Source organism: Pseudomonas mohnii (assembly GCF_900105115.1).
Classification (GTDB): Bacteria; Pseudomonadota; Gammaproteobacteria; order Pseudomonadales; family Pseudomonadaceae; genus Aquipseudomonas; species Aquipseudomonas mohnii.
The window spans coordinates 3,240,442-3,261,475 of record NZ_FNRV01000001.1; the positions used below are offsets into that span (position 1 = coordinate 3,240,442).

At 60.1% G+C, this 21,034-nt stretch carries 19 protein-coding genes and 1 pseudogene; 7 read left to right on the forward strand and 13 right to left on the reverse strand.

Annotated elements, in window-relative coordinates; all coding sequences use genetic code 11:
* Positions 1 to 5 precede the first annotated feature (5 nt).
* Complete coding sequence (locus tag BLV61_RS14995) at positions 6 to 1,796, reverse strand: KinB sensor domain-containing domain (RefSeq protein WP_090466126.1); 1,791 nt, start codon at positions 1,794 to 1,796, stop codon at positions 6 to 8.
* A gap of 7 nt (positions 1,797 to 1,803) precedes the next feature.
* Positions 1,804 to 3,150, reverse strand: coding sequence for a sigma-54-dependent response regulator transcription factor AlgB (gene algB / locus BLV61_RS15000; protein ID WP_047535787.1), 1,347 nt, complete (start codon positions 3,148 to 3,150; stop codon positions 1,804 to 1,806).
* A 382-nt stretch (positions 3,151 to 3,532) separates the two neighbouring features.
* Here algB and BLV61_RS15005 point away from each other — a divergent pair, with 382 nt between their 5' ends.
* The 5 genes and pseudogenes from BLV61_RS15005 to BLV61_RS15025 all read left to right on the forward strand — a co-directional run bounded on the left by BLV61_RS15005 (position 3,533) and on the right by BLV61_RS15025 (position 7,707).
* Positions 3,533 to 3,820, forward strand: a complete 288-nt coding sequence (locus tag BLV61_RS15005; RefSeq protein ID WP_090466130.1) for a hypothetical protein — start codon at positions 3,533 to 3,535, stop codon at positions 3,818 to 3,820.
* 72 nt (positions 3,821 to 3,892) lie between these two features.
* Positions 3,893 to 4,057, forward strand: a complete 165-nt coding sequence (locus tag BLV61_RS15010) for a DUF1328 domain-containing protein (RefSeq protein ID WP_003170804.1) — start codon at positions 3,893 to 3,895, stop codon at positions 4,055 to 4,057.
* A 2-nt stretch (positions 4,058 to 4,059) separates the two neighbouring features.
* Positions 4,060 to 4,149: pseudogene (locus tag BLV61_RS32120) on the forward strand (inhibitor of vertebrate lysozyme family protein); the annotation flags it as partial.
* 770 nt (positions 4,150 to 4,919) lie between these two features.
* Entirely contained in the window at positions 4,920 to 6,251 is a 1,332-nt protein-coding gene (gene gltP / locus BLV61_RS15020) for a glutamate/aspartate:proton symporter GltP (protein WP_047535749.1), read from the forward strand.
* A 226-nt stretch (positions 6,252 to 6,477) separates the two neighbouring features.
* Positions 6,478 to 7,707 carry a nucleoside recognition domain-containing protein gene (locus BLV61_RS15025; RefSeq protein ID WP_090466133.1) on the forward strand — a complete coding sequence of 410 codons (1,230 nt, stop codon included), beginning with the start codon at positions 6,478 to 6,480 and terminating at the stop codon, positions 7,705 to 7,707.
* Between the two features lie 127 nt (positions 7,708 to 7,834).
* On the opposite strand, the gene BLV61_RS15030 is transcribed toward BLV61_RS15025, so the two are convergent.
* The 9 genes from BLV61_RS15030 to BLV61_RS15070 all read right to left on the reverse strand — a co-directional run bounded on the left by BLV61_RS15030 (position 7,835) and on the right by BLV61_RS15070 (position 18,190).
* Positions 7,835 to 8,461 carry an ABC-type transport auxiliary lipoprotein family protein gene (locus BLV61_RS15030; protein ID WP_047535747.1) on the reverse strand — a complete coding sequence of 209 codons (627 nt, stop codon included), beginning with the start codon at positions 8,459 to 8,461 and terminating at the stop codon, positions 7,835 to 7,837.
* Positions 8,458 to 9,396, reverse strand: a complete 939-nt coding sequence (locus tag BLV61_RS15035; RefSeq protein WP_047535745.1) for an MlaD family protein — start codon at positions 9,394 to 9,396, stop codon at positions 8,458 to 8,460. The genes BLV61_RS15030 and BLV61_RS15035 overlap by 4 nt, the downstream gene beginning before the upstream one ends.
* 1 nt (position 9,397) lies before the next feature.
* Positions 9,398 to 10,201 (reverse strand): ABC transporter ATP-binding protein, encoded by an 804-nt coding sequence (locus BLV61_RS15040; RefSeq protein ID WP_047535743.1) that lies wholly within the window; start codon positions 10,199 to 10,201, stop codon positions 9,398 to 9,400.
* On the reverse strand, positions 10,198 to 11,346 hold the full coding sequence (locus tag BLV61_RS15045; RefSeq protein WP_090466136.1) for an ABC transporter permease: 1,149 nt from the start codon (positions 11,344 to 11,346) through the stop codon (positions 10,198 to 10,200). The genes BLV61_RS15040 and BLV61_RS15045 overlap by 4 nt, the downstream gene beginning before the upstream one ends.
* A gap of 54 nt (positions 11,347 to 11,400) precedes the next feature.
* Positions 11,401 to 12,429 carry a DUF5924 family protein gene (locus BLV61_RS15050; protein WP_090466139.1) on the reverse strand — a complete coding sequence of 343 codons (1,029 nt, stop codon included), beginning with the start codon at positions 12,427 to 12,429 and terminating at the stop codon, positions 11,401 to 11,403.
* Between the two features lie 175 nt (positions 12,430 to 12,604).
* Positions 12,605 to 13,981 carry a M16 family metallopeptidase gene (locus BLV61_RS15055; RefSeq protein WP_090466143.1) on the reverse strand — a complete coding sequence of 459 codons (1,377 nt, stop codon included), beginning with the start codon at positions 13,979 to 13,981 and terminating at the stop codon, positions 12,605 to 12,607.
* A gap of 102 nt (positions 13,982 to 14,083) precedes the next feature.
* Complete coding sequence (locus tag BLV61_RS15060) at positions 14,084 to 15,742, reverse strand: Na/Pi cotransporter family protein (RefSeq protein ID WP_047535733.1); 1,659 nt, start codon at positions 15,740 to 15,742, stop codon at positions 14,084 to 14,086.
* A gap of 287 nt (positions 15,743 to 16,029) precedes the next feature.
* The gene (locus BLV61_RS15065; RefSeq protein WP_047535732.1) at positions 16,030 to 16,797 is read right to left on the reverse strand and encodes a TerC family protein; all 768 of its coding nucleotides are present in this window, start codon (positions 16,795 to 16,797) and stop codon (positions 16,030 to 16,032) included.
* An 85-nt stretch (positions 16,798 to 16,882) separates the two neighbouring features.
* Positions 16,883 to 18,190 carry a CitMHS family transporter gene (locus BLV61_RS15070; RefSeq protein WP_047535731.1) on the reverse strand — a complete coding sequence of 436 codons (1,308 nt, stop codon included), beginning with the start codon at positions 18,188 to 18,190 and terminating at the stop codon, positions 16,883 to 16,885.
* 320 nt (positions 18,191 to 18,510) lie between these two features.
* Between BLV61_RS15070 and BLV61_RS15075 the strand changes: the two genes are divergently transcribed.
* Positions 18,511 to 18,912, forward strand: a complete 402-nt coding sequence (locus BLV61_RS15075) for a GFA family protein (RefSeq protein WP_090466146.1) — start codon at positions 18,511 to 18,513, stop codon at positions 18,910 to 18,912.
* Here BLV61_RS15075 and BLV61_RS15080 read toward each other — a convergent pair whose 3' ends face one another.
* A complete protein-coding gene (locus BLV61_RS15080; protein WP_090466149.1) occupies positions 18,913 to 19,239 on the reverse strand; it encodes a DOPA 4,5-dioxygenase family protein in 327 nt (108 codons plus the stop codon).
* 84 nt (positions 19,240 to 19,323) lie between these two features.
* On the opposite strand from BLV61_RS15080, the gene BLV61_RS15085 reads away from it, so the two are divergent.
* A complete protein-coding gene (locus BLV61_RS15085) occupies positions 19,324 to 19,986 on the forward strand; it encodes an NAD(P)-dependent oxidoreductase (protein ID WP_090466152.1) in 663 nt (220 codons plus the stop codon).
* Here the strand turns inward: BLV61_RS15085 and BLV61_RS15090 are convergent.
* Entirely contained in the window at positions 19,983 to 20,933 is a 951-nt protein-coding gene (locus BLV61_RS15090) for a choline sulfate utilization transcriptional regulator (RefSeq protein ID WP_047535723.1), read from the reverse strand. The genes BLV61_RS15085 and BLV61_RS15090 overlap by 4 nt on opposite strands.
* Positions 20,934 to 21,034: the final 101 nt, after the last annotated feature.

A 21,034-nucleotide genomic window follows, 5' to 3' on the forward strand; every position in this document is an offset into this window, starting at 1 on the left:
AGCCGCTACACCGCCAGCGCCATATAGAACTGAGTGCCCTGCCCCGGCCGCGAATAAACCCCCATCCGCCCACCATGCAGCTGCACGATTTCCTTGCACAACGCCAAGCCGAGCCCCGCTCCACCTTTTTTGCGACCCACCTGCACAAAGGGCTCGAAAATACGCCCTTGCTGCCCGTAGGCGATGCCTTCTCCATTATCTTCGACACTGATAATGACCCGCTCGCCGTGGCGCCGGGCCTGCAAACGGATGAGCCCACCACGGGCGGTGTGGCGAAGCGCATTGTCGATCAGGTTATCGAGCACACGGTCCAGTTGCGGCTGGTCGGCCTGCAAGTGCGGCAATGGCCCCTGCATTTCCACCAACAACTCAATGCCCTTCTGCTCGGCGCCCTCGGCAAATCGTAACTGCGCTTGCTCCAACAGATCCTCGATGGAACAGGGCGCGAGCGTCAGTTTCTGCAGGCCATTCTGGTAACGGGAAAAATTCAGCAGGTCGTTGATCAACTGCATCAAGCGCTGCATCTCTTCGTTCACCGTGTCCAGCAGATCGGCCTCACGGGATTCCGGGGGGAAATGCGTGCGCTCGCGGAACAGCCCGAACGCCATGTGCATGCCGGTGACCGGGGTGCGCAACTCATGGGAAGCGCGCAACACGAACTCGCTGCGTACCCGCTCGAAAGCGCGCTGCTCGGTGACGTCATGCAACACCATCACCGCGCCGAGAATATGGCCCTGGGTATGGCTGACCGGCGTCAGGCTATAGGTCAGCAGGCGCGACTCTCCATCGACCTCGACACTCAAGTCCTCCGGCGCCCGCTCCAGCGTTCCGCCACGCAGCACCAGTTGCAGCTGCTCATCGAGCTCGGGACGCTCCAGGGCGGTGCCCAGCCCTTGGCCGAGGCGATCGGTGTCCCAACCCAGCTGACGTTGCGCTACCGGGTTGAGGTGCTCCAGGCGCCCTTGACGATCTATCATCAGCAAGCCGTCATCGATGCTGTCGAGCACGGCTTGCAACCGCTGCTGGCCCGCCAGCAACTCATCGACGTTCGTGGCCTGATGTTCACGCAGCGCCTCGGCCATGATCCCGAAACGCTTGGTCAACTGGTTCAACTCCACCGCCGAGGAAATCGGCAGCGTGACGTCGAATTTGCCTTGGCCAATATTGTCCGCCGCCTGCGCCAAAGCTTCGATGGGCTCCCCGAAACGCCGGGCGATGGCATGAGCGGTCACGAAACCAATGATCAGCACCGCGAGACCGACCAACCCCAGAAGCCCGGCGATCAGCAGCGCTCGCTCACGGGACGAACGCTCCGTCGCGCTGATGTTATCCAGCGCCTGCTTGTGCTCATTGAGCAAACCCGTTCGCAGCGCATTGAATTTTTCAGTGAGCGCCTGGTTGCCACTTAGCACATGCGTCGGTTCATCGGCCGCTTCATACGCCTGGATGAAGCTCAAGTAGTCAGCCTTGGCTTTTCTGAAGCCGTTCTCATTGCCTTCGACCGGCAACTCTTTGGCAATGCCTTGATCCAAAAGCTCGAGGTAATGCTGCTTGGAAGCCTCAAAGGCCGCGGCGTCATGGTTTTCACTGAGCATGATGATCAGTTGATCGCCCAGGGTCTGGCGCAATTTGAGGCCCAGGTCCAGCGTGCTGAAGTTGTTGCGCACCAGGGCTTCCTGGCTCCCGGCCATTTGCATCACGCTGACCAGCCCGAGCAGCAGCCCGAGCAGCGCTACGGTGATGAGCGCGGAAATACTCAGGAACAGCCGGGTCCGCAACTTCATCGCCAGTTTCATCGGAGGCTCACAAGTTGTACTGCTTGCGTTTGCGGTACAGGGTCGAAGCGTCGATACCCAAAGTCTTCGCCGCTTGATCCAGCGTGCCGGCAGTGGCCAGGACGGCTCCGATGTGGGCCTTTTCCAATTCATCCAGGCTCAACGCCGCGCCGATGCGTGGCGCATTATTGACTGGCGTGTCGGCCATCCCCAGGTGAACGATCTCGACCAGCTCCTGCGGGCAGATAATGCTCGCTCGCTCCACCACGTTTCGCAGCTCGCGAATGTTCCCCGGCCAGCGATAGCTCAACAGCGCTTCACGCGCCTCATCGCTGAAGCCCCGGGCCGGACGCGCGTACTCCTTGACGAACCGCGCCAGGAACCGGTCGGCCAGGGTCAAAATGTCTTCTCTGCGTTCGCGCAGCGGTGGCAAGTGCAAGGTGATGACGTTCAGACGATAGAGCAGGTCTTCCCGGAAACGGCCATCGCGGACCATGTCTTCGAGGTTCTGGTTGGTGGCCGCGAGAATGCGTACATCGGCGCGGCGGGTGACCGGATCGCCGACACGCTCGTATTCCTTGTCCTGGATGAATCTCAGCAACTTGGGTTGCAAAATCAGGGGAAAATCGCCGATCTCATCAAGAAACAGCGTGCCGCCGTCTGCCTGATTGACACGCCCCAAGGTGCTTTCGCTGGCCCCGGTGAACGCGCCACGGCTGTGACCGAACAGCTCGCTTTCCATGAGTTCGGCGGTCAGCGACGGACAATTGATGGTGATGCAGGATTTTTTCGCCCGCTTGCTCCAGCCGTGAATCGCCTGGGACAGTTCGCCTTTACCGGTGCCGGATTCGCCGAGAATCAAAATATTGGCATCGGTCACCGCCACCTGGCGGGCGGTTTCGAGCACCACCTTCATCGCCGGACTGTGGGAATCCAGGCCGTCCTTGGGTTTGCGCACTTCGCCTTCCAGGGCTTCCAGACGCGCCGACAATTGCCGGACTTCCAACTGTTTGGCGGTTGCCAGGCGCAATTGATCGGGACTGCAGGGTTTGACCAGATAATCGGCAGCACCGGCCTGAATAGCATCCACAGCAGTGTCCACGGCCGAGTGCGCGGTGACGATCACCACGCGCATCCAGGGCGCCTGAATCCGCATCTGCGCCAGCACATCCAGACCGTTGTCTTCTCCCAGACGCAAATCAAGGAAGCACAGGTCGAAGACCTGACGTTGCAACAACGCGTCGGCCTGCGCAGCACTGTTGGCGGTCGCCACGCTATAGCCCTCGTCTTCCAGGCAATAGCGAAAGGTACGCAGGATGGCAGACTCATCATCCACCAGAAGAATACGACCTTGGTGCTCAGTGGCGGATTCCATTTTCCTACGCTCCTTAACGAATGATCTTGGTTAGTCCCGGAAAAATCGGGCAAGTTGCATGGTTTATTCTGATGCATTCCTTCCATGGCAGGTTAGCTCTCTCTTGACACGATGCCTTGTGTCCATTTCTGACACCTGCGCCCTACGCTCAATTCAAAAATTATGCGACCTCGGGCAAATCGATCGTGCATTACGCACGACGGCGCAAAGGGCCATCGTGCAGGATGCGTCCGCAGTCCTTTGCGCAAATTATCTAATAGATTGATTTATAACGATTTTTCCATATAAAAAAGCTGGCATGCAGGCTGCAACAACCTGAGTAATGCAGGGCAACAACAAACGCCCTCAACGAAATGAACCCCAGCGTGGGAGGAGCCTCAGGATGAATTGCCAACGTGCCGCCCAATTGCTTTTCTCGCCACTGCATCTGCAGCAAGGTCTGTTCGCCGTGCTCGCGCTGCTGATCACGTTGATCGCAGGCCAACAGTTCCTGCGCTGGGAGCAGAACCAACAGCAGGAAGCGTCGCGCGTTTCCTTTCAACATCCGACACAGACTCACTTCAGCGCCGCCAGCAGCGGCATGAGCGACAACACCTCCATACGAATGATGGATGTCGATCAGGCTCGGCCAGACGATGAGATGCCTCGTCAGGAGCGCTGGGTGTTCTAGGTTCACACCTTTGGCGCGATCGCCGCGCCGTAACGAGCAACACCTCTAAATAGAAGCGTAAGGAGAATCACCATGTTGAGCTGGGCAATCACATTCTTGATCATTGCCATTGTCGCTGCCGTACTGGGCTTCGGTGGTATCGCGGGCACCGCCACGGGTATCGCCAAGATTCTCTTTGTCGTGTTCCTGGTGATGTTCATTGCTTCCTTCTTCTTTGGCCGTCGCGGTCGAGGCTAAGCATGAACGTTGGGTTAAAGACACTGGCAGCCGCCCTGCTACTGGGCGGCTGCGCCATCGCCATGGCTGCCAATGACGGGCAGACGCGGGTCAAAGGGCAATGGAATGCCAACTGAAAAAATCGCGTTGGTATCGAGGCATCGATACCGAATTTGAAACATGAAAGGGGCTAAATGCCTCTTCCACTGCGCCCACCTGAGGAAGGTCGGCGCATGACCAAGGGGTCGGGACGTTCTGCCTGTTTCAGGGGCGGAGTGACCTACGGGCACATGGAGTGCCTGCGCAAGGGCCGGGTCAGGTAAAAGCTGCGACGCAAGTTCGCCGGTCAAGCATGGCTCGACGGACTTGCGGAGAGCTTGCACGCTCACAACGTCGAGCCAGAGCGACGCATTTGTTTAGCCCCCTCCCGCGGAAAATCCCCCTCTCATCCCCTCAAGTACCTTTCCCGGTTGCTCGCGACTGACCGTATATCGAGAAAAATGGCCATTATTCGGCTGTCAGTTTTCCCTGAACCTCGTGGGATTTTCCCGAAATTTATCGTCTATTCTATTGTTCAATAAATAATCAATCTGCGCTGTGATGGCCGGTTCACGGCACTTATGCCTGCCGAAATGTCACATTCGAACCGATTGGGACGCGGGTTTCAGTTAAAAAACCTCATGCCGATTCGGCATAGGGTAGGCGTTTACGGCATTAGACGTCGCTTCCTTGCATCGGAATAGTTGCGCCTTTTTTCGCCTGCCAGAGAGCCATTAACAAGCGCTCCGGGGCTCCTTATACGGGGGCGGATGCACAGACTTTTTCGCCACAAGCGACCCGGTCCATGCATTCGCTCGAGTCAAACTGAAGTAAGGGTAAAGATATGAAGAAGGCAAAGCTTAGCCTCGCCTGGCAGATCCTCATCGGTCTGGTATTGGGGATAGCAATCGGTGCACTGCTCAACCATTTCAGTGCCGAGAAAGCCTGGTGGGTCAGCAACGTCCTGCAACCGGCAGGCGATATCTTTATCCGTCTGATCAAGATGATTGTGATCCCGATCGTGATCTCCTCGTTGATCGTCGGCATCGCAGGCGTCGGCGACGCGAAGAAACTCGGGCGCATCGGCCTGAAGACCATCATCTACTTCGAAATCGTCACCACCATCGCCATTGTGGTCGGCCTGCTGTTGGCCAACCTGTTCCATCCGGGCTCGGGCATCGACATGAGCACCCTGGGTACCGTGGACATCTCCAAGTACCAGGCGACCGCGGCCGAGGTTCAGCATGAACACGCGTTCATCGAAACCATCCTCAACCTGATTCCGTCGAACATCTTCGCGGCCATGGCCCGCGGCGAAATGCTGCCGATCATCTTCTTCTCCGTGCTGTTCGGTCTTGGTCTGTCGAGCCTGCAACCGGACCTGCGCGAACCGCTGGTGAAGATGTTCCAGGGCGTATCGGAAAGCATGTTCAAGGTCACTCACATGATCATGAACTACGCCCCGATCGGCGTTTTCGCACTGATCGCGGTGACCGTGGCCAACTTCGGTTTCGCCTCGCTGCTGCCACTGGCCAAGCTGGTGATCCTGGTTTACGTCGCCATCGCCTTCTTCGCCTTCGTGGTGCTGGGCCTGATCGCTCGCCTGTTCGGCTTCTCCGTGATCAAGCTGATGCGCATCTTCAAGGACGAACTGGTACTGGCCTACTCCACCGCCTCCTCCGAAACCGTGCTGCCACGCGTCATCGAGAAGATGGAAGCCTACGGCGCACCGAAGGCCATTTGCAGCTTCGTGGTGCCAACCGGTTACTCCTTCAACCTTGACGGTTCGACCCTGTACCAGAGCATCGCGGCGATCTTCATTGCCCAGCTGTACGGCATCGACCTGTCGATCAGTCAGCAACTGCTGCTGGTCCTGACCCTGATGGTGACCTCCAAAGGCATCGCCGGTGTACCGGGTGTGTCCTTCGTGGTGCTGCTGGCCACCCTGGGCAGTGTGGGTATTCCACTGGAAGGCCTGGCGTTCATCGCCGGTGTCGACCGCGTCATGGACATGGCCCGTACTGCCCTGAACGTGATCGGCAACGCCCTGGCCGTGCTGGTCATCTCTCGCTGGGAAGGCATGTACGACGACGCCAAGGGCCAGCGCTACTGGAATTCCCTGCCGCACTGGCGCAGCAAAGAAAAGCTGCCGGCTGGCGAGATTTCCCGTCACTAACGCAGGCCCCCTGTAAGAGCAGTCGGTCGACGCTCGATTGCTCGCGATGGCAACAGGAGCACCGCGCTCATCCAGAATGCCCGCGTCATCGTTGTCGTTCATCGCGAGCAGGCTCGCTCCTACAGGGGTCCGCGCATGCCGTATTAAACAAACCCCGGAGAATTCCGGGGTTTGTCGTTTCTGGCCACCCCGCTATCATTCGCGCATCTTTTGGGGGATTTAACTGATGCTAAACGGCCTTTGGCTTGGCTTCTTCATCGTGGCAGCCGTGTCGGCGCTGGCGCAGTGGTTGATCGGCGGTAACGCCGGGATTTTCGCGGCGATGGTAGAAAGCATATTCGCCATGGCCAAGTTATCGGTCGAAGTCATGGTCTTGCTGTTCGGCACGCTGACCCTCTGGCTGGGCTTTCTGCGAATCGCCGAAAAAGCCGGGATCGTCGAATGGCTGGCCAGGGCCCTTGGCCCGCTGTTTCTGCGCTTGATGCCGGAAGTCCCGCCCGGCCACCCCGCCATCGGCCTTATCACCCTCAACTTCGCCGCCAACGGCCTGGGCCTGGACAATGCCGCCACCCCAATCGGCCTCAAGGCCATGAAAGCCCTGCAAGAGCTCAACCCCAGCGCAACGGTCGCCAGTAATGCGCAGATCCTGTTCCTGGTGCTCAACGCCTCTTCCCTGACCCTGCTGCCGGTGACGATCTTCATGTACCGCGCCCAGCAAGGCGCGCCCGACCCGACGCTGGTGTTCCTGCCGATTCTGTTGGCCACCAGTTGCTCGACCATCGTCGGCTTTCTGTCCGTGGCGTTCATGCAACGCCTGCGTATCTGGGAGCCGGTGGTGCTGGCCTATCTGATCCCCGGCGCCCTCGCCCTCGGTGGCTTCATGGCGCTGCTGGCGACGCTATCGGCCACTGCATTGGCCGGTCTGTCGTCGATCCTCGGCAACCTGACGCTGTTCGGGCTGATCATGTTGTTTCTGGTGATTGGCGCACTGCGCAAAGTGAAGGTTTACGAGGCATTCGTCGAAGGCGCGAAAGAAGGCTTCGACGTGGCGAAAAACCTGTTGCCGTATCTGGTGGCGATGCTGTGTGCCGTCGGAGTTTTGCGCGCATCCGGAGCCCTGGATTTCGGTCTCGACGGGATTCGTCATCTGGTGCAATGGGCAGGCCTCGATACGCGTTTTGTCGATGCGCTGCCGACCGCGATGGTCAAGCCGTTCTCTGGCAGCGCCGCCCGGGCGATGCTGATCGAAACCATGAAGACCTCCGGCGTGGACAGCTTCCCGGCGCTGGTCGCGGCGACGGTTCAGGGCAGTACTGAAACGACGTTCTACGTGCTGGCGGTGTACTTCGGCTCGGTCGGCATCCAGCGCGCGCGGCATGCGGTGGGGTGTGCATTGCTGGCGGAACTGGCGGGGGTGCTGGGCGCCATCGGGGTTTGCTACTGGTTCTTCGGGTAACGGAGCCCCCCGTAGGAGCGAGCCTGCTCGCGATCAACCCGAGAGCACCGAGGGGTGTCTGGTGCCCAGCGTCATCGTTCACGATCATCGCGAGCAGGCTCGCTCCTACAGAGGGTCTGTGTAGACTTCAAAGTCGCGCTGGCGGCGCGAGTTTCTGCCCTTGCTCAACCGCCCAACCTACCACTTGCGCCGTCAGTTGATCGGTCGCCTGACCGAACCCGGTCACTACCGCCGGTACCTTTACATCGCTCAGCGGCTGGCGCACTTCAAAGCGTTTACTGGCGAGGATTCGCTGGTCGGCGCCACGCACCAGCAAGGCATCGAGGCGCACCACCACGCTGGCGCTGGTGCCCTGATACTCGGTCTGAAATGCCTGCAGACTGCCGCCCAGCTCCAGGTCTGCCTGGAAATTGCTGTCGTCGGTGCTCAGCAGCGTCACGCGGCCATCACGCTGAAACCCGTCGAGCAGACGATTACGCAACAGCACCGGCGCCGGATCGCTCCAGCGCGAAGCCTTGTAGCTGATGATCACATTGCCCTGGGGGATCACCGCAATGTTCGGGCTGTTCAACGCTTCGCTGGCCTGGGGCTTGTTCAGGCGCAACGACCAGCGCTGCGGCGCCCCATGACTGCTGGTGGCTGCGCTTTGGGCGGACGGCAATCGATAGACATCGAACGGTTCGGACTTGGGCAGGATCGAGCACGAACTGATCAGCGTGAAGCTGGCGAGGAGGGCAAGACGGGTCAGCTTCATGGGGTAAATTCCTTGTTCTTGTCACTGCCCAGCAGGTAGCCGCTGGGGTTGGCCTCCAGACGCTGGGAGATGGCGCGCAGCGAGCTCAGGGTTTCACGCAACTCCCGTACCGCCGGGGCCAGGCCATTGAGGCCCTGCATGCCGCTATTGAGCGAGTCCTGATTGGTGGCCAGCAGTTTGTTGATGGTCGCGCTGCTCTGTTCCAGTGACTTCATCGCCTGCTCGGCGCTGCCGAACATCTGCTTGCCCTGATCATTGAGCAAGCCATTGGCGTTGCGCATCAGCGCCGACGTCTGCTCCATCATGGTGCTGGCTTGCTTGCCGACCGATGCCAGTTGCTTGATCGCCTGACCCAGGTCGCCGCGCTGATCGGCGATGGTGCCGGTGGTTTGTTCCAGATGCTCCAGGGTCTTGCTGATGCGCTCGATGTTTTCTTCGGAAAACATCTGATTGGCGTTGTGCATCAGCGTGTTCACCCCGGACATCAGGTCATTGCTGTCGTTCAGCAAACGGGCGATGGGCGAGGGCGCTGCGATGATGGTCGGCAATTTGCCGTCCTTGCCCCTTAACGCCGGGCTTTGCGGCGTGCCGCCACTGAGCTGGATGATCGACGTCCCGGTAACACCGGTCAGCGCCAGTTTGGCCTGGGTATCTTCCTTGATCGGGGTGTCGCCACCCAGGCGAATCCGCGCCAGCACCCGGCGCGGGTCTTTCGGGTCCAGTCGCAGCGACACCACGTCGCCGACCTTGATCCCGCTGTACTGCACGGAACTGCCCTTGGACAGGCCGCTGACCGCCTCGTTGAACACCACTTCGTAATCCTTGAACTCGGTGTCGACACTGGACTTGGCCAGCCACAGGCCGAAGAGCAGGGCGCCCGTCACCACAATCACGGTGAACAGGCCGATCAATACATGATGGGCTCGGGTTTCCATGTCAGACCTCGTTGAACTGTTTAGCGGCACTCAACGCCGCGCGGCCGCGAGGGCCATGGAAGTATTCGTGAATCCACGCGTCGTCAGTTTCCGAAACCTTGTCGATGGCGTCCGCCACCAGCACCTTCTTCTGCGCCAGCACCGCGACCCGGTCAGTGATGGTGTAAAGCGTGTCGAGGTCGTGAGTCACCAGGAACACGCTCAGGCCCAAGGCATCGCGCAGGGTCAGGATCAGTTGATCGAAGGCCGCGGCGCCAATCGGATCGAGGCCGGCGGTAGGCTCGTCGAGAAACAGGATGTCCGGGTCCAGCGCCAAGGCCCGCGCCAGCGCCGCACGCTTGATCATGCCGCCGGACAGGGAGGCGGGGTATTTGTCCGCCGCCGACAGCGGCAACCCGGCCAACGCCAGTTTCACCGCCGCCAGGTGCTCGGCATCATTGCGGCTCAGGCCGGCGTGTTCGATCAGGGGCAGGGCGACGTTCTCGGTCACGGTCAGCGAAGAGAACAACGCGCCTTTCTGGAACAGCACGCCGAACCGCCGTTCGATCATCGAGCGCTCGTGCTCGGGCAGGGTCGGCAGGTTCTTGCCAAAGACCTTCACGATGCCTTCGCTGGGCTGACGCAAACCGACAATGCTGCGCAACAGCACCGACTTGCCGCTGCCAGAGCCGCCGACGACGGCAAGGATTTCGCCCTTGTACAAATCCAGATCGAGGTTCTCGTGCACGCTCTGACTGCCGAAGCGATTGCACAGCCCACGGACTTCGATCACCGCCTCGGCAGGCGCTCGGGGTAAACGGCTCACCAGCTCATCTCCATGAAAAACAGCGCAGCCACGGCGTCGAGCACGATCACCACGAAGATCGATTGCACCACGCTCGATGTGGTGTGCGCGCCGACAGACTCGGCGCTGCCGCTGACCTTGAAGCCTTCCAGGCAACCAATGGCAGCGATCAGGAACGCGAAGATCGGCGCTTTGACGATCCCCACCAAAAAGTGCTGAACACCGATGTCCGATTGCAAAAGCGATAAAAACATCGCCGGCGAAATATCCAGCGTCACCGCGCAGACCACACCACCGCCGACAATCCCCGACAGCATTGCCAGAAAGGTCAGCATCGGCAGCGAGACCAGCAGCGCCAGGACCCTCGGCACCACCAGCAACTCCATTGGATCGAGGCCCAGCGTGCGAATCGCGTCGATTTCTTCGTTGGCCTTCATCGAGCCGATCTGAGCGGTGAACGCACTGGCGGTGCGCCCGGCCATCAGAATCGCGGTGAGCAACACGGCGAATTCGCGCAGAAAAGAAAACGCCACCAGGTCCACGGTGAACACCGTGGCGCCGAATTTGGCCAGCACCGTCGCCCCGAGAAACGCCACCACGGCGCCTACCAGAAACGTCAGCAGGGCCACGATGGGCGCCGCGTCGAGGCCGGTCTGCTCGATGTGCGCCACCATCGGCGTGATGCGCCAGCGCTTGGGGCGAAACAGGTTACGGGCGATGGTTTCCAGAATCAGGCCGACGAAGCCGAGCAACTGCAGGGTGTCTTGCCAGACCGCATCCACCGCACGGCCGATGCGAGCCAGGAGTTGAACGCCGACGCTGACTTCCGGTTCCTTGATCGGCACACAGAAATCCGTCAGCGAGCGGTAGACCGTTTGCAACAACGCGCGGTCGGCAGAAGAAATGGTGCAATCGGGGTGTTCGGCTGAGCGGCCCAGGCGCTCGGAGCCCAACAGTTCAACCAACAGCGAGGCACCTGCCGTATCGAGGGCACCGAGGCCGTTGAGGTCGATGCGGGTGCTGTCGTCGTATCGACCTTCGAGCTTTTCTCTCAGCAATTTGAGGTCGGCGTAATGGGCGAGCGTCCAGTCCCCTGTGACCCGTATCTGGGGCGGGGTGCGCGAGGTATCCAGTTGGGCATTGCCCGCCGCAGTGTTGCTGGTCATAAGCTCCGTGCTTTTTCGGCTGTTACGCTGACCTACGTAATAGCACGAACCGCATTACTTTTCTTTGATCGCGGTGCTGTCGGTGACCTTGAAGCGCAGCACGCCGATCAATTGGCCGTCCTCGGTCAACACCCGAACCTGCCAGTCGCCTGCGGGGTTGCCGGGGAAGTTCTGCTTGTGGGTCCAGGCGCGGTAGCCTTCCTTGCGACCGCCATGAATATCCAGAGGGATGCGGTCGACTTCTTTACCGTTGAACTGCCAGACGTGATAAATGCGCTCGTCCAGGCCGCGGGGGGCGTTGATCGCGGTGTAGGCGTACAGACCGCCGCCTCGAATCTGCTCGGCGCTGACCTCTTCAAGGCTGTCACCGGGGGTGCGGTCCTGCAATTGCATGCTGATGGCCACGTCGGTCATCCACAGGGTCGCTGGCGGCACCCACGATCGCAGCACCCAGCCAACGCCGCCGATCCCCACGGTAATGCTCAGAATCGCCAAGGCGTTGCGCAGGGTTCGAATCGGGAAAATCGAAGCGAGGCTCGGGAACGACAGTACGACGGCGGTGCCCAGCGCCAGTTTGAAACTCTGGGACGTGGTCAGGTGCAAGATCACGGGGAGGGCGGTGAGCAGGGTGGCGAACAGCGTCAGGGTATGCAGCGCCAGGAACGCCCATCGCCGTGGCGCCAGCCATTTGTAGTAGAGCGGGTCGGTGATGGAAATCAGCGCCGCGATCGCCAGCAACCCGGTGAACAATAATTGGCCGCTGTTCCAGGTGGTGGTGATGAAAAAGAACGGCAGGACGAAAAACAGGCTTTCCTGGTGGATCATCTGCGTCGCATAACGCAGCAGGGGCTGGGGAATTTCCCGCTTGAAGACCTTGGTGAACAGTTTGGTCAGGCTGTTTTCCAGCATCAGCCAGACCCAGCTCACCAGCATGATGGTGGTGATCCAGCTCGCCAGACCTTGCTGACGGTCCACCAGGATGAAGCTGCAGACCCCGGAGATAAAACCACCGAGCGCAATGACCCCGGGGTAGCGCTTCATCAGTTCGAGGATGCGCTGGATAAAAAGGGTCAGGGTCGGCATTCGGCGGTTCACAGTAGTCGTAGGAAAAATCCCTGACAGGTTACCGCCGGCAGGGCAGTGTGGCGAGAGGCCACTGACTTCTGTGGCGCTGGCTGCCAAAGGCCCCGCGTTTACCCAGACAACACCCGTTATCGTTAACGAGCTTCGCTGGCAAGCCAGCTCCTACGGGGGTCGGTTAATGTCTGCGATGGATGCGCCATGCCAATAGCCCGAGTATCAGCAGGCCCAACACCCCACCGATCGCCCACAGCACCTGGTCATAACTCATCAACGGCTTCTCGACCCGCAGATAGCCGGGTTGCATGAGCAACTCGCGCATGGCCTTGTTGGCTTCCTCCAGCGTTACGCCTTGCAGCTCCCGGGCCGGGTCGACGAAACGTCCGTCCTCATAGTCCCCAAGGGCGCCCCAATAGTAATCGGCCAACGCGCTGTTGCCTTGCACGGCCCAGGCCTGGCGGGCGATAGCGGCCTGTTTGAGGCGGTTGAAGGTCTCGGCATTGAGACCGTCCTTGAGCAAACCGGCTTTCAGTTCATCCAGCACCCGTTGTGCCTCGGCCACATCGTCACGCTCCAGATCGGCGTTGAGGCTCATGAAGCCCACGCCACCGAATACCTCGCGCTCGGCCCAGGGGCCATAGGACAAGCCATGCTCCAGACGTAACTGACGATAGAGCGCCCAGTCCAGATAGTCCTTGAGCAGGTCGAAGGTGACATCGTGCTCATCTTCCTGAACCGGCTCCGGTACCAACCAGTGCAGTTTGGCGCCGCCGCCGACAAAGCCCTGGGTCAGGTCGCGCTCATGGGCGGCGCTGGCCTGGATCTGTGGCAGAGGCGGGTGGTCGGTGGGATTGATCGCCTCGAGAGCGCCGTACGTGCGCTCCAGATAGGCCGGCAGTAATCGGTCGAGGTCGCCGACGACGATCAGCGTCATGTTGTTCGGCGCGTACCAGTCCTTGCGCACCTTCTCCAGTTGTTCATGGGTCAGGTAGTCAACCTCTGCCCGCTCCTGGCATTTGAGGCCCAGCTCCACCGCCAGTTGGTTGCTGGCGGTGTGGCCCAGGTCCTGGCGATCCAGCCAGCGCTGCAGGTGAGAGTAATGGCCACCGTCTTCGCGCTCGACCACCTGCTTGGCGGCGTTGATGGCGTTGTCGTCGAAACGGGTCTGGGTCAGCAGCGCCAGCAGCAGGTCGAGTACCTGGCGCTGGTTTTTCGCCGGGGCCTCGATCACGAACGTGGTGTCGGCATTGCTGGTGTAGGCGTTCCATTCACCACCCAACGCCTGCATGCGCTCTTCGAGGCCACCTTCACCGCTGGCGTCGATGCCGCTGAACAACAAGTGCTCAAGCAGGTGTGGCAGTTCCTTATCGGCGCAGCTGAAGTCATCCAGACCGACGCCCACCACCAGCCGAATCGCCACATGACCGCGTTCCATGCCGGGTTTGAGCAGCAATTGCAGACCGTTGCGCAGGGAATAACCCTCGACCTGGAAGCGATCCAGGGCAAACGAAGGGAGTGAGCCAAGCAACAGACAGGCGAACAACAGACAACGCATAACAAGCTTCCCGGCAACCCATCGGAGATCCGTTTCGTCCTTGCCCGCGAAGACGGCCTTGGAACTGAATCAATGCTACTGACTGACCACACTGCCAGACGTTCAAGGCGAATGTGTAATGTCGGTCAAATCGTCGACAGCCAGCGCACCGGTTTCGGACGTTTCCAACACCACATAGGCACTGCTGCAGAACAGTGAGTTCAGACGCTTCATATCGGCGATCAGCTCCAGGTGCAGCGAACTGGTCTCGATACTCTGCACAATCTTACGTTGCAAACGGCTGACATGCGCATGGGCCATGCGGCGTTCCTGAGCGCGAAAGCGACGTTTCTCGCGTAATAACTGACGGGCACTTTCTTTGTCGGCGCTGAGGAACACCGACAATCCCAGGCGCAGGTTGGAGATCAACTGGCTGTGCAACCCTGCCAACTCTTCCACGCCCACTTCGGAAAACGACCGACGCTGGGACGTTTTCTGCTGTTGCACCTTGCGCAGCATGCGTTCGATCAAGTCGCTGGCGAGCTTGAGGTTGATCGCCAGCTCGATAATTTCCGCCCAGCGTCGACTGTCCTGATCGCTGAGGTCTTCCCGGGGCATTTGCGCCAGATACAGTTTGATCGCGCTGTAGAGCGCCTCGACGTCATCGGTCAGACGCCGCATTTCCTGGGTCACGGCCGTTTGCTTGCCGTTCAGCACATCAAGCATGGCTTCCAGCATGTTGTCGATCAGATCCCCCATGCGCAGGGTTTCCCGGGCGGCGTTGGCCAGCGCCAGGCTTGGCGTGACCAACGCCGTCGGATCAAGGTGCCGGGGCTTGGCCATGCCATTGGGTTGCGGGCGCTCCGGCAGTACCCACGCACAGAACCTGGCCATCGGCCCGACACTGGGCAGCAGGATCAGGCAACGCGCCGTGTTGTAGAGCAGGTGGAAACCAATGACCATTTCCTGCGGGCTGAAGTCCAGGCTATCGATCCAGTGCACCAGCGGGTCGAGCACAGGAATGATCAGCAACAGGCCGATCAGCTTGTACAACAGGCTGCCCAGCGCCACCTGGCGGCCGGCGGCGTTCTGCATGCTGGTGCTGAGGAACGCGAGAACGCCGCTGCCTATGTTGGCGCCGATCACCAGGCCGATGGCCACCGGCAGGCTGATCACGCTGGCGCCGGCCAGGGTTGCGGTCAACAGGACCGCCGCCAGGCTCGAGTAGGAAATCATCGCGAACAGCGCGCCGACCAGGGCATCGAGCAGGATATCGCCGGTCAGCGAGGCGAAGATCACCTTCACCCCTTGGGCGTGGGTGATGGGTGCGGCGGCCTCGACGATCAATTGCAGCGCCAGAATGATCAAACCCAGGCCAATGGCCACACGGCCCATCTGTCCCAACCGGGTCTGTTTGCGCGACAGGAAAAAAATCACCCCGAGAAAGATCAGCAGCGGCGACAGCCATGACAGATCAAAGGTCAGCACCCGCGCCATCAGCGCCGTACCGACATCGGCGCCCAGCATGGTCGCCAGCGCCGGGGTCAGCGCCATCAGGCCCTGACCGACAAACGAGGTCACGAGCATGGCGGTGGCGTTGCTGCTCTGGACCATGGCCGTCACCACGATCCCCGCGATGAACGCCAGCCCGCGCCTGGACATGTTCTGGCCAATCACGTGGCGCAGGTTGGAACCGTAAACCCGCAGGATGCCGGTTCGGACGATGTGCGTGCCCCAGATCAACAGGGCCACGGCAGATAATAAATTGAGCAGGGTGAGCATACAGGCCCCCTGTGGTGGTAGCGCCCCAAAGGAGCAAGTTGACGGTGCCGCGCGACGTTCTACGTTCTGTACTTAAGCTGTAGTTGGCTAACGGTCTGGGCGCCAGCATCGCATAGCTAAAGACGCGATTGAAACAAAACTGTCATGAAACCCTGGCCTTCCAGCCACTCAAAACAACTGTGGGAGCGAGCCTGCTCGCGATGGGCCCTCACATTCAACATTGATGTTGACGGATGGACCGCTATCTCGAGCAAGCTCGCTCCCACAGGGTGTTGCGTATTACCGGGTTACTGGCCCGGAATGTCCTTGCGCAGTTTCACCGGGTCTGGCTGCTTTTTCTTTTTCGCAATCGCGGTGCGCATCTTGATGTTGATCGCTTCCACCGCCAGCGAGAACGCCATGGCGAAGTAGACGTAGCCTTTTGGCACGTGCACGTCGAAGGATTCGGCAATCAGTACGGTACCGACGATCAACAGGAACGACAGCGCCAGCATCTTCAGCGACGGGTGCTTGTCGATGAATTCGCTGATGGTGCCGGAAGCCCACATCATCACCAATACGGCCACGATGATGGCCGCGACCATGACCGGTACGTGGGAGACCATGCCGACCGCAGTGATCACCGAGTCCAGAGAGAACACGATGTCGATGATCGCGATCTGGATGATGGTGTAGAAGAAGTTGCCTCCCGCGCCACTCGGCTCGTCGTTGGTTTCGTCCTCACCTTCCAGCGCGTGGTACATCTCCTGCGAGCTTTTCCACAACAGGAACAGGCCACCGAAGAACAGGATCAGGTCTCGCCCGGAAATACCCTGGCCGAACACGACGAACAGGTCGGCGGTGAGGCGCATGACCCAGGTGATCGACAGCAACAATAGAATCCGCGTGACCATGGCCAGCGCCAGCCCGAAAATCCGGGTGCGCTGTTGCATGTGCTTGGGCATGCGGCTGACCAGGATCGAAATCATGATGATGTTATCGATACCGAGGACGATTTCCAGGGCGGTCAGGGTAAAGAAGGCAACCCAGATTTCAGGGTTGGTCAGCCATTCCATGTGTATTCCTTTGAGCGAGTGTTAAACCACGAAGGGTCCGGGCTTCAAACCACAAAGCCTGGACCCGAGGTGGTGAGTCTTGGGCTTATAGAGTGCTGAACAGCGGGAAAATCCCCATCAGCAACGCGGCAACCAGTATGCACATACACACCAGCACTGCCCACTTCAGGGTGAAGCGTTGGTGGTCACCGAAATCGATACCGGCCAGGGCCACCAACAGGTAGGTCGATGGTACCAGCGGGCTCAGCAAGTGGACGGGCTGACCGACGATCGAGGCACGTGCCATTTCCACCGCGGTTATACCGTAGTGGCTGGCGGCTTCGGCAAGTACCGGTAACACGCCGTAATAAAATGCATCGTTCGACATGAAGAACGTGAACGGCATGCTCACCAGCGCCGTGATCACGGCCAGGTAAGGGCCGAGGAAATCAGGGATCACTGCCAGCAGGCTTTTCGACATGGCATCGACCATACCGGTGCCCGACAGGATGCCGGTGAAAATGCCGGCGGCGAAGATCAGCCCGACCACCGCCAGCACGCTGCCGGCATGGGCCGCGACACGATCTTTCTGCTGTTGCAGGCACGGATAGTTGACGATCATCGCGATACTGAACGCCACCATGAACAGCACAGGCAGCGGCAACAGACCGGCGATCAGGGTGCACATCAACGCCAGGGTCAGGGCGCCGTTGAACCAGATCAGCTTCGGCCGACGGGCATCCGGAAACTGCGAAACACTGATTTCACTGTGGTCGATTTCATCGCCAACCAGGTGCAGCTCACCCAGACGCGCCCGTTCACGCTTGCCGTAGAAGTAGGCAATGACCAGGATCGCCAGCACACCGGCAGCCATCGCCGGAATCATCGGCACGAAGATCGCCGACGGGTCCACATGCAACGCACTGGCCGCTCGGGCCGTCGGGCCACCCCACGGGGTCATGTTCATCACGCCACCGGCGAGGATGATCAGGCCGGCCATGATCCGCGGGCTCATGCCGATGCGGCTGTAGAGCGGCAGCATGGCGGCCACGCAGATCATATAAGTGGTCGCGCCGTCACCATCGAGGGAGACGACGAGCGCCAGTACGGCGGTGCCGACCGAAACTTTCAACGGGTCGCCCTTGACCAGCTTGAGGATCTTGCGCACGGCCGGGTCGAACAGACCCGAGTCGATCATCAGGGCGAAGTACAGAATGGCGAACATCAGCATCACGCCGGTCGGCGCCAGCTTGGTAATGCCTTCGAGCATCATCGGGCCGATCTTCGGGGCAAAACCACCGAACAGGGCGAAGACGATCGGGATGATGATCAGGGCGATCAGCGCGGACAGGCGCTTGGTCATGATCAGGAACATGAACGTGATGACCATGGCGAAGCCAAGGAAAGTCAGCATGGGAGTACTCCAGGCGTAGCGCGGCTAGGGAAAGGGCGGATCGGGCGGGATCAGCGCAAAACGGCAAGCACGAGGCGTACGGGCGGAGTTATAGCGAAGCGGCGGGTAGCAGAGGGCATCAGGATCACCATTGTTGTTGTTAAATGGGCCAGGCGAGCAATCGAACGCTCGTGTTGGCCAACCGGTCTGTGCCGGCAGTGGGGGCGATCCTAATCGGGGAAGCTTTCAGCCAGCTTTCGCCGATGAAAGCATTGACCGGATGTATAACCGGTCGTCGGACAGGTTTTGAGCCCATCGATTCGGGCCCGGGAGAAAACGAGATGAATGCGCTTCACACCGGCGGTTGCCACTGCGGACAACTGCGCTATCAATTCAGCGGGCCATTGCACGATATCGCCCACTGCCATTGCTCGATTTGCCGTCGGGTCAGCGGCGGTACCGTGACGACCTGGATCACACTGCCGGCGTCCGCCTTTCAATGGGTGGCCGGAACACCGACGCGCTACGACTCATCGGCAACCTGTGCACGATATTTCTGCGGTCACTGTGGCGCGCAACTGGCGCTGGTGACCCACCTGAGCCCTGCGAGCATCGACGTGACCATCGCCACCCTCGACCATCCCGAACAGGCGCCGGCCGAACGCCATATCTGGACCGACAACCGCTTGCCCTGGCTGCACCTGGATGAGCATTTGCCGGGCGAGCCCGAAGAAAGCATCTGATCAAAAAATAGACAGGTCCAGTGGGCGAATCGCACCCATCCAGATGGCGTGCTCGCTGTGATCCAGCAGATCGTCGCCGGTGTCCGGGTGCAGGAACACCACAAGCCCCTTGCGATTGAGCGCCAACCACGGCAACACATCGCCGATGAGCTCAGGTTCGAAGGCCAACTGGCAACTCCAGTCCGGATGCGGGCCGACCAAGCGCTCGTGGACGCGGCCCATCTTCAGCGGAAACAGCTGTGCTGCTTGCTCACATAACGCCCGTGCCTGATCGATGGTGCTGGCATCGAAGTAAACATGGGCGTGATAGCCCTTGATCCGTTGCATGTGAATCCCTCCAAAACCCGGTCGAACCCTCACCGTTTCCCACAGGTCACACGCCATATACGCAGGAAATAACGGAGCCTGGCCATGAAAAATGCTGAAACACCGGTGGTGAAAGTGGTGCTATATGGTGCCATGAGTAGCTTCGGCAGCGCGCTGATGGCTGAAATGTTGCGTCGCCAACATGAAGTGATCGCCATTCTCGATGACCTGACGGCCCTCGCGCCACGTCCGGGCTTGCGCACCAAGACGGGCGACCTGTTTGAAGCCGAGCGGGTCAAGCAAAGCGTGGCGGGCAGCTCGGCTGTCGTCTGTTTACTGGACGCACCGGGATTACCCTTCAACAGCGAACATGTGGAAAAGACGTTCGTGCCAGGCCCGGTCGAGCAGGTGCTGGCGGTCGATGCGTTGATCGATGGCATGCAGGCGGCAGGCGTTGCACGGTTGTTTCTGGTGGGGGACTTCGCGGTGCTGGACGATCCCGAGATCGACGACGTCCTGCAACGCCACGCAGCCGAAGAAATACGTGAAGCGCTACAAAGCAGTGCCTTGCAGTGGACGCTGGTGAACGCCCCGCGCGGCGTCTCCGGGCTGACCCTCGAACATTTCAGTCAGGTCAGCAGCAGCCTCGAGCCGGGCCTGGCAGAGCCATTGAATCGTTTGAGCCGGACTGCCGTGGGGATCGCCGACGAATTGCGTTTAAACCTGCACATCGGCGAGCACGTCAACTTCATCGCGACTGAACCCTAAACCGCAATCGAGGGCAGGGCCAGACCATTGAGCGATTGCGCACTGCGGGCCTGCTCGGCCATCAACCAATCCACAAACTGTTGAATCAGCGCCCCGCGCCGCTTGCGTTGCGGCAGGACCACGTAATAGCCCAGCCTGGATATCACCGTCTCGGCGATGGGGCGGCACAACAGGCCCTGCGCCAACAAGTTATCCACAAGGTGGCGCCAGCCAATGGCCACGCCCTGACCGCCAATGGCGGCCTGTATCAGCAGGGTGTAGTTGTCGAAACGCAACTGGCCCGGCGCCGGGGGAGAGGTAATGCCCAATTCGCGAAACACGCCGCTCCAGTCAAACCAGTTGCTGCTGTTTTCACCACGAAGGTGCAGCAACGGAAATTCCAGCAGCGACTGGGCAGGCAAGGGCAGGGATCGCTCACTCAACAACTGCGGGCTGCACACCGGGAACACTTCTTCACTGAACAGCCAATGGCTTTCGCCCTGTTTGAAGCGGCCATCACCGAACAGCACCGCCACGTCGATATCGGTACGTAGCATGTTATGGCTGCGTTCACTGGTCACCAGGCTGACATCCACTTGCGGGTGGGCCGCGTGAAAGCGGTGCAGGCGCGGCATCAGCCAATAGGCCGCGAATGCGAAATCGGTGGCGACTTGCAGCACCTCATGCTGTTGTTGCGCGCTGATAGCACTTAATCCGGCATCGATTTGCTGCAAACCGAGCTGAACTTGCTCGAAAAGAACCGTCCCGGCCTCGGTCAGTTCGATACCGCGATAGATGCGGTCGAACAGACGGGTCGCCAGTTGCTCTTCCAACCGCTTGATCTGCTGGCTGATGGCCGGTTGCGTGGTGCCGAGTTCAACGGCCGCGGCGGTGAAACTGCGTTGGCGGGCCGCGGACTCGAACGCGCGAAGCAAATCCAGGGACAGGTCACCCAAGGCGTCATACATAAGCTGCGCTTATCCTAGTCATTGCCGTGCATGGGCTTTACCGCAATGTGCATGGGTTACATGCTCGATCGCAGCACTCTCGCATAAACATCCACTATGGA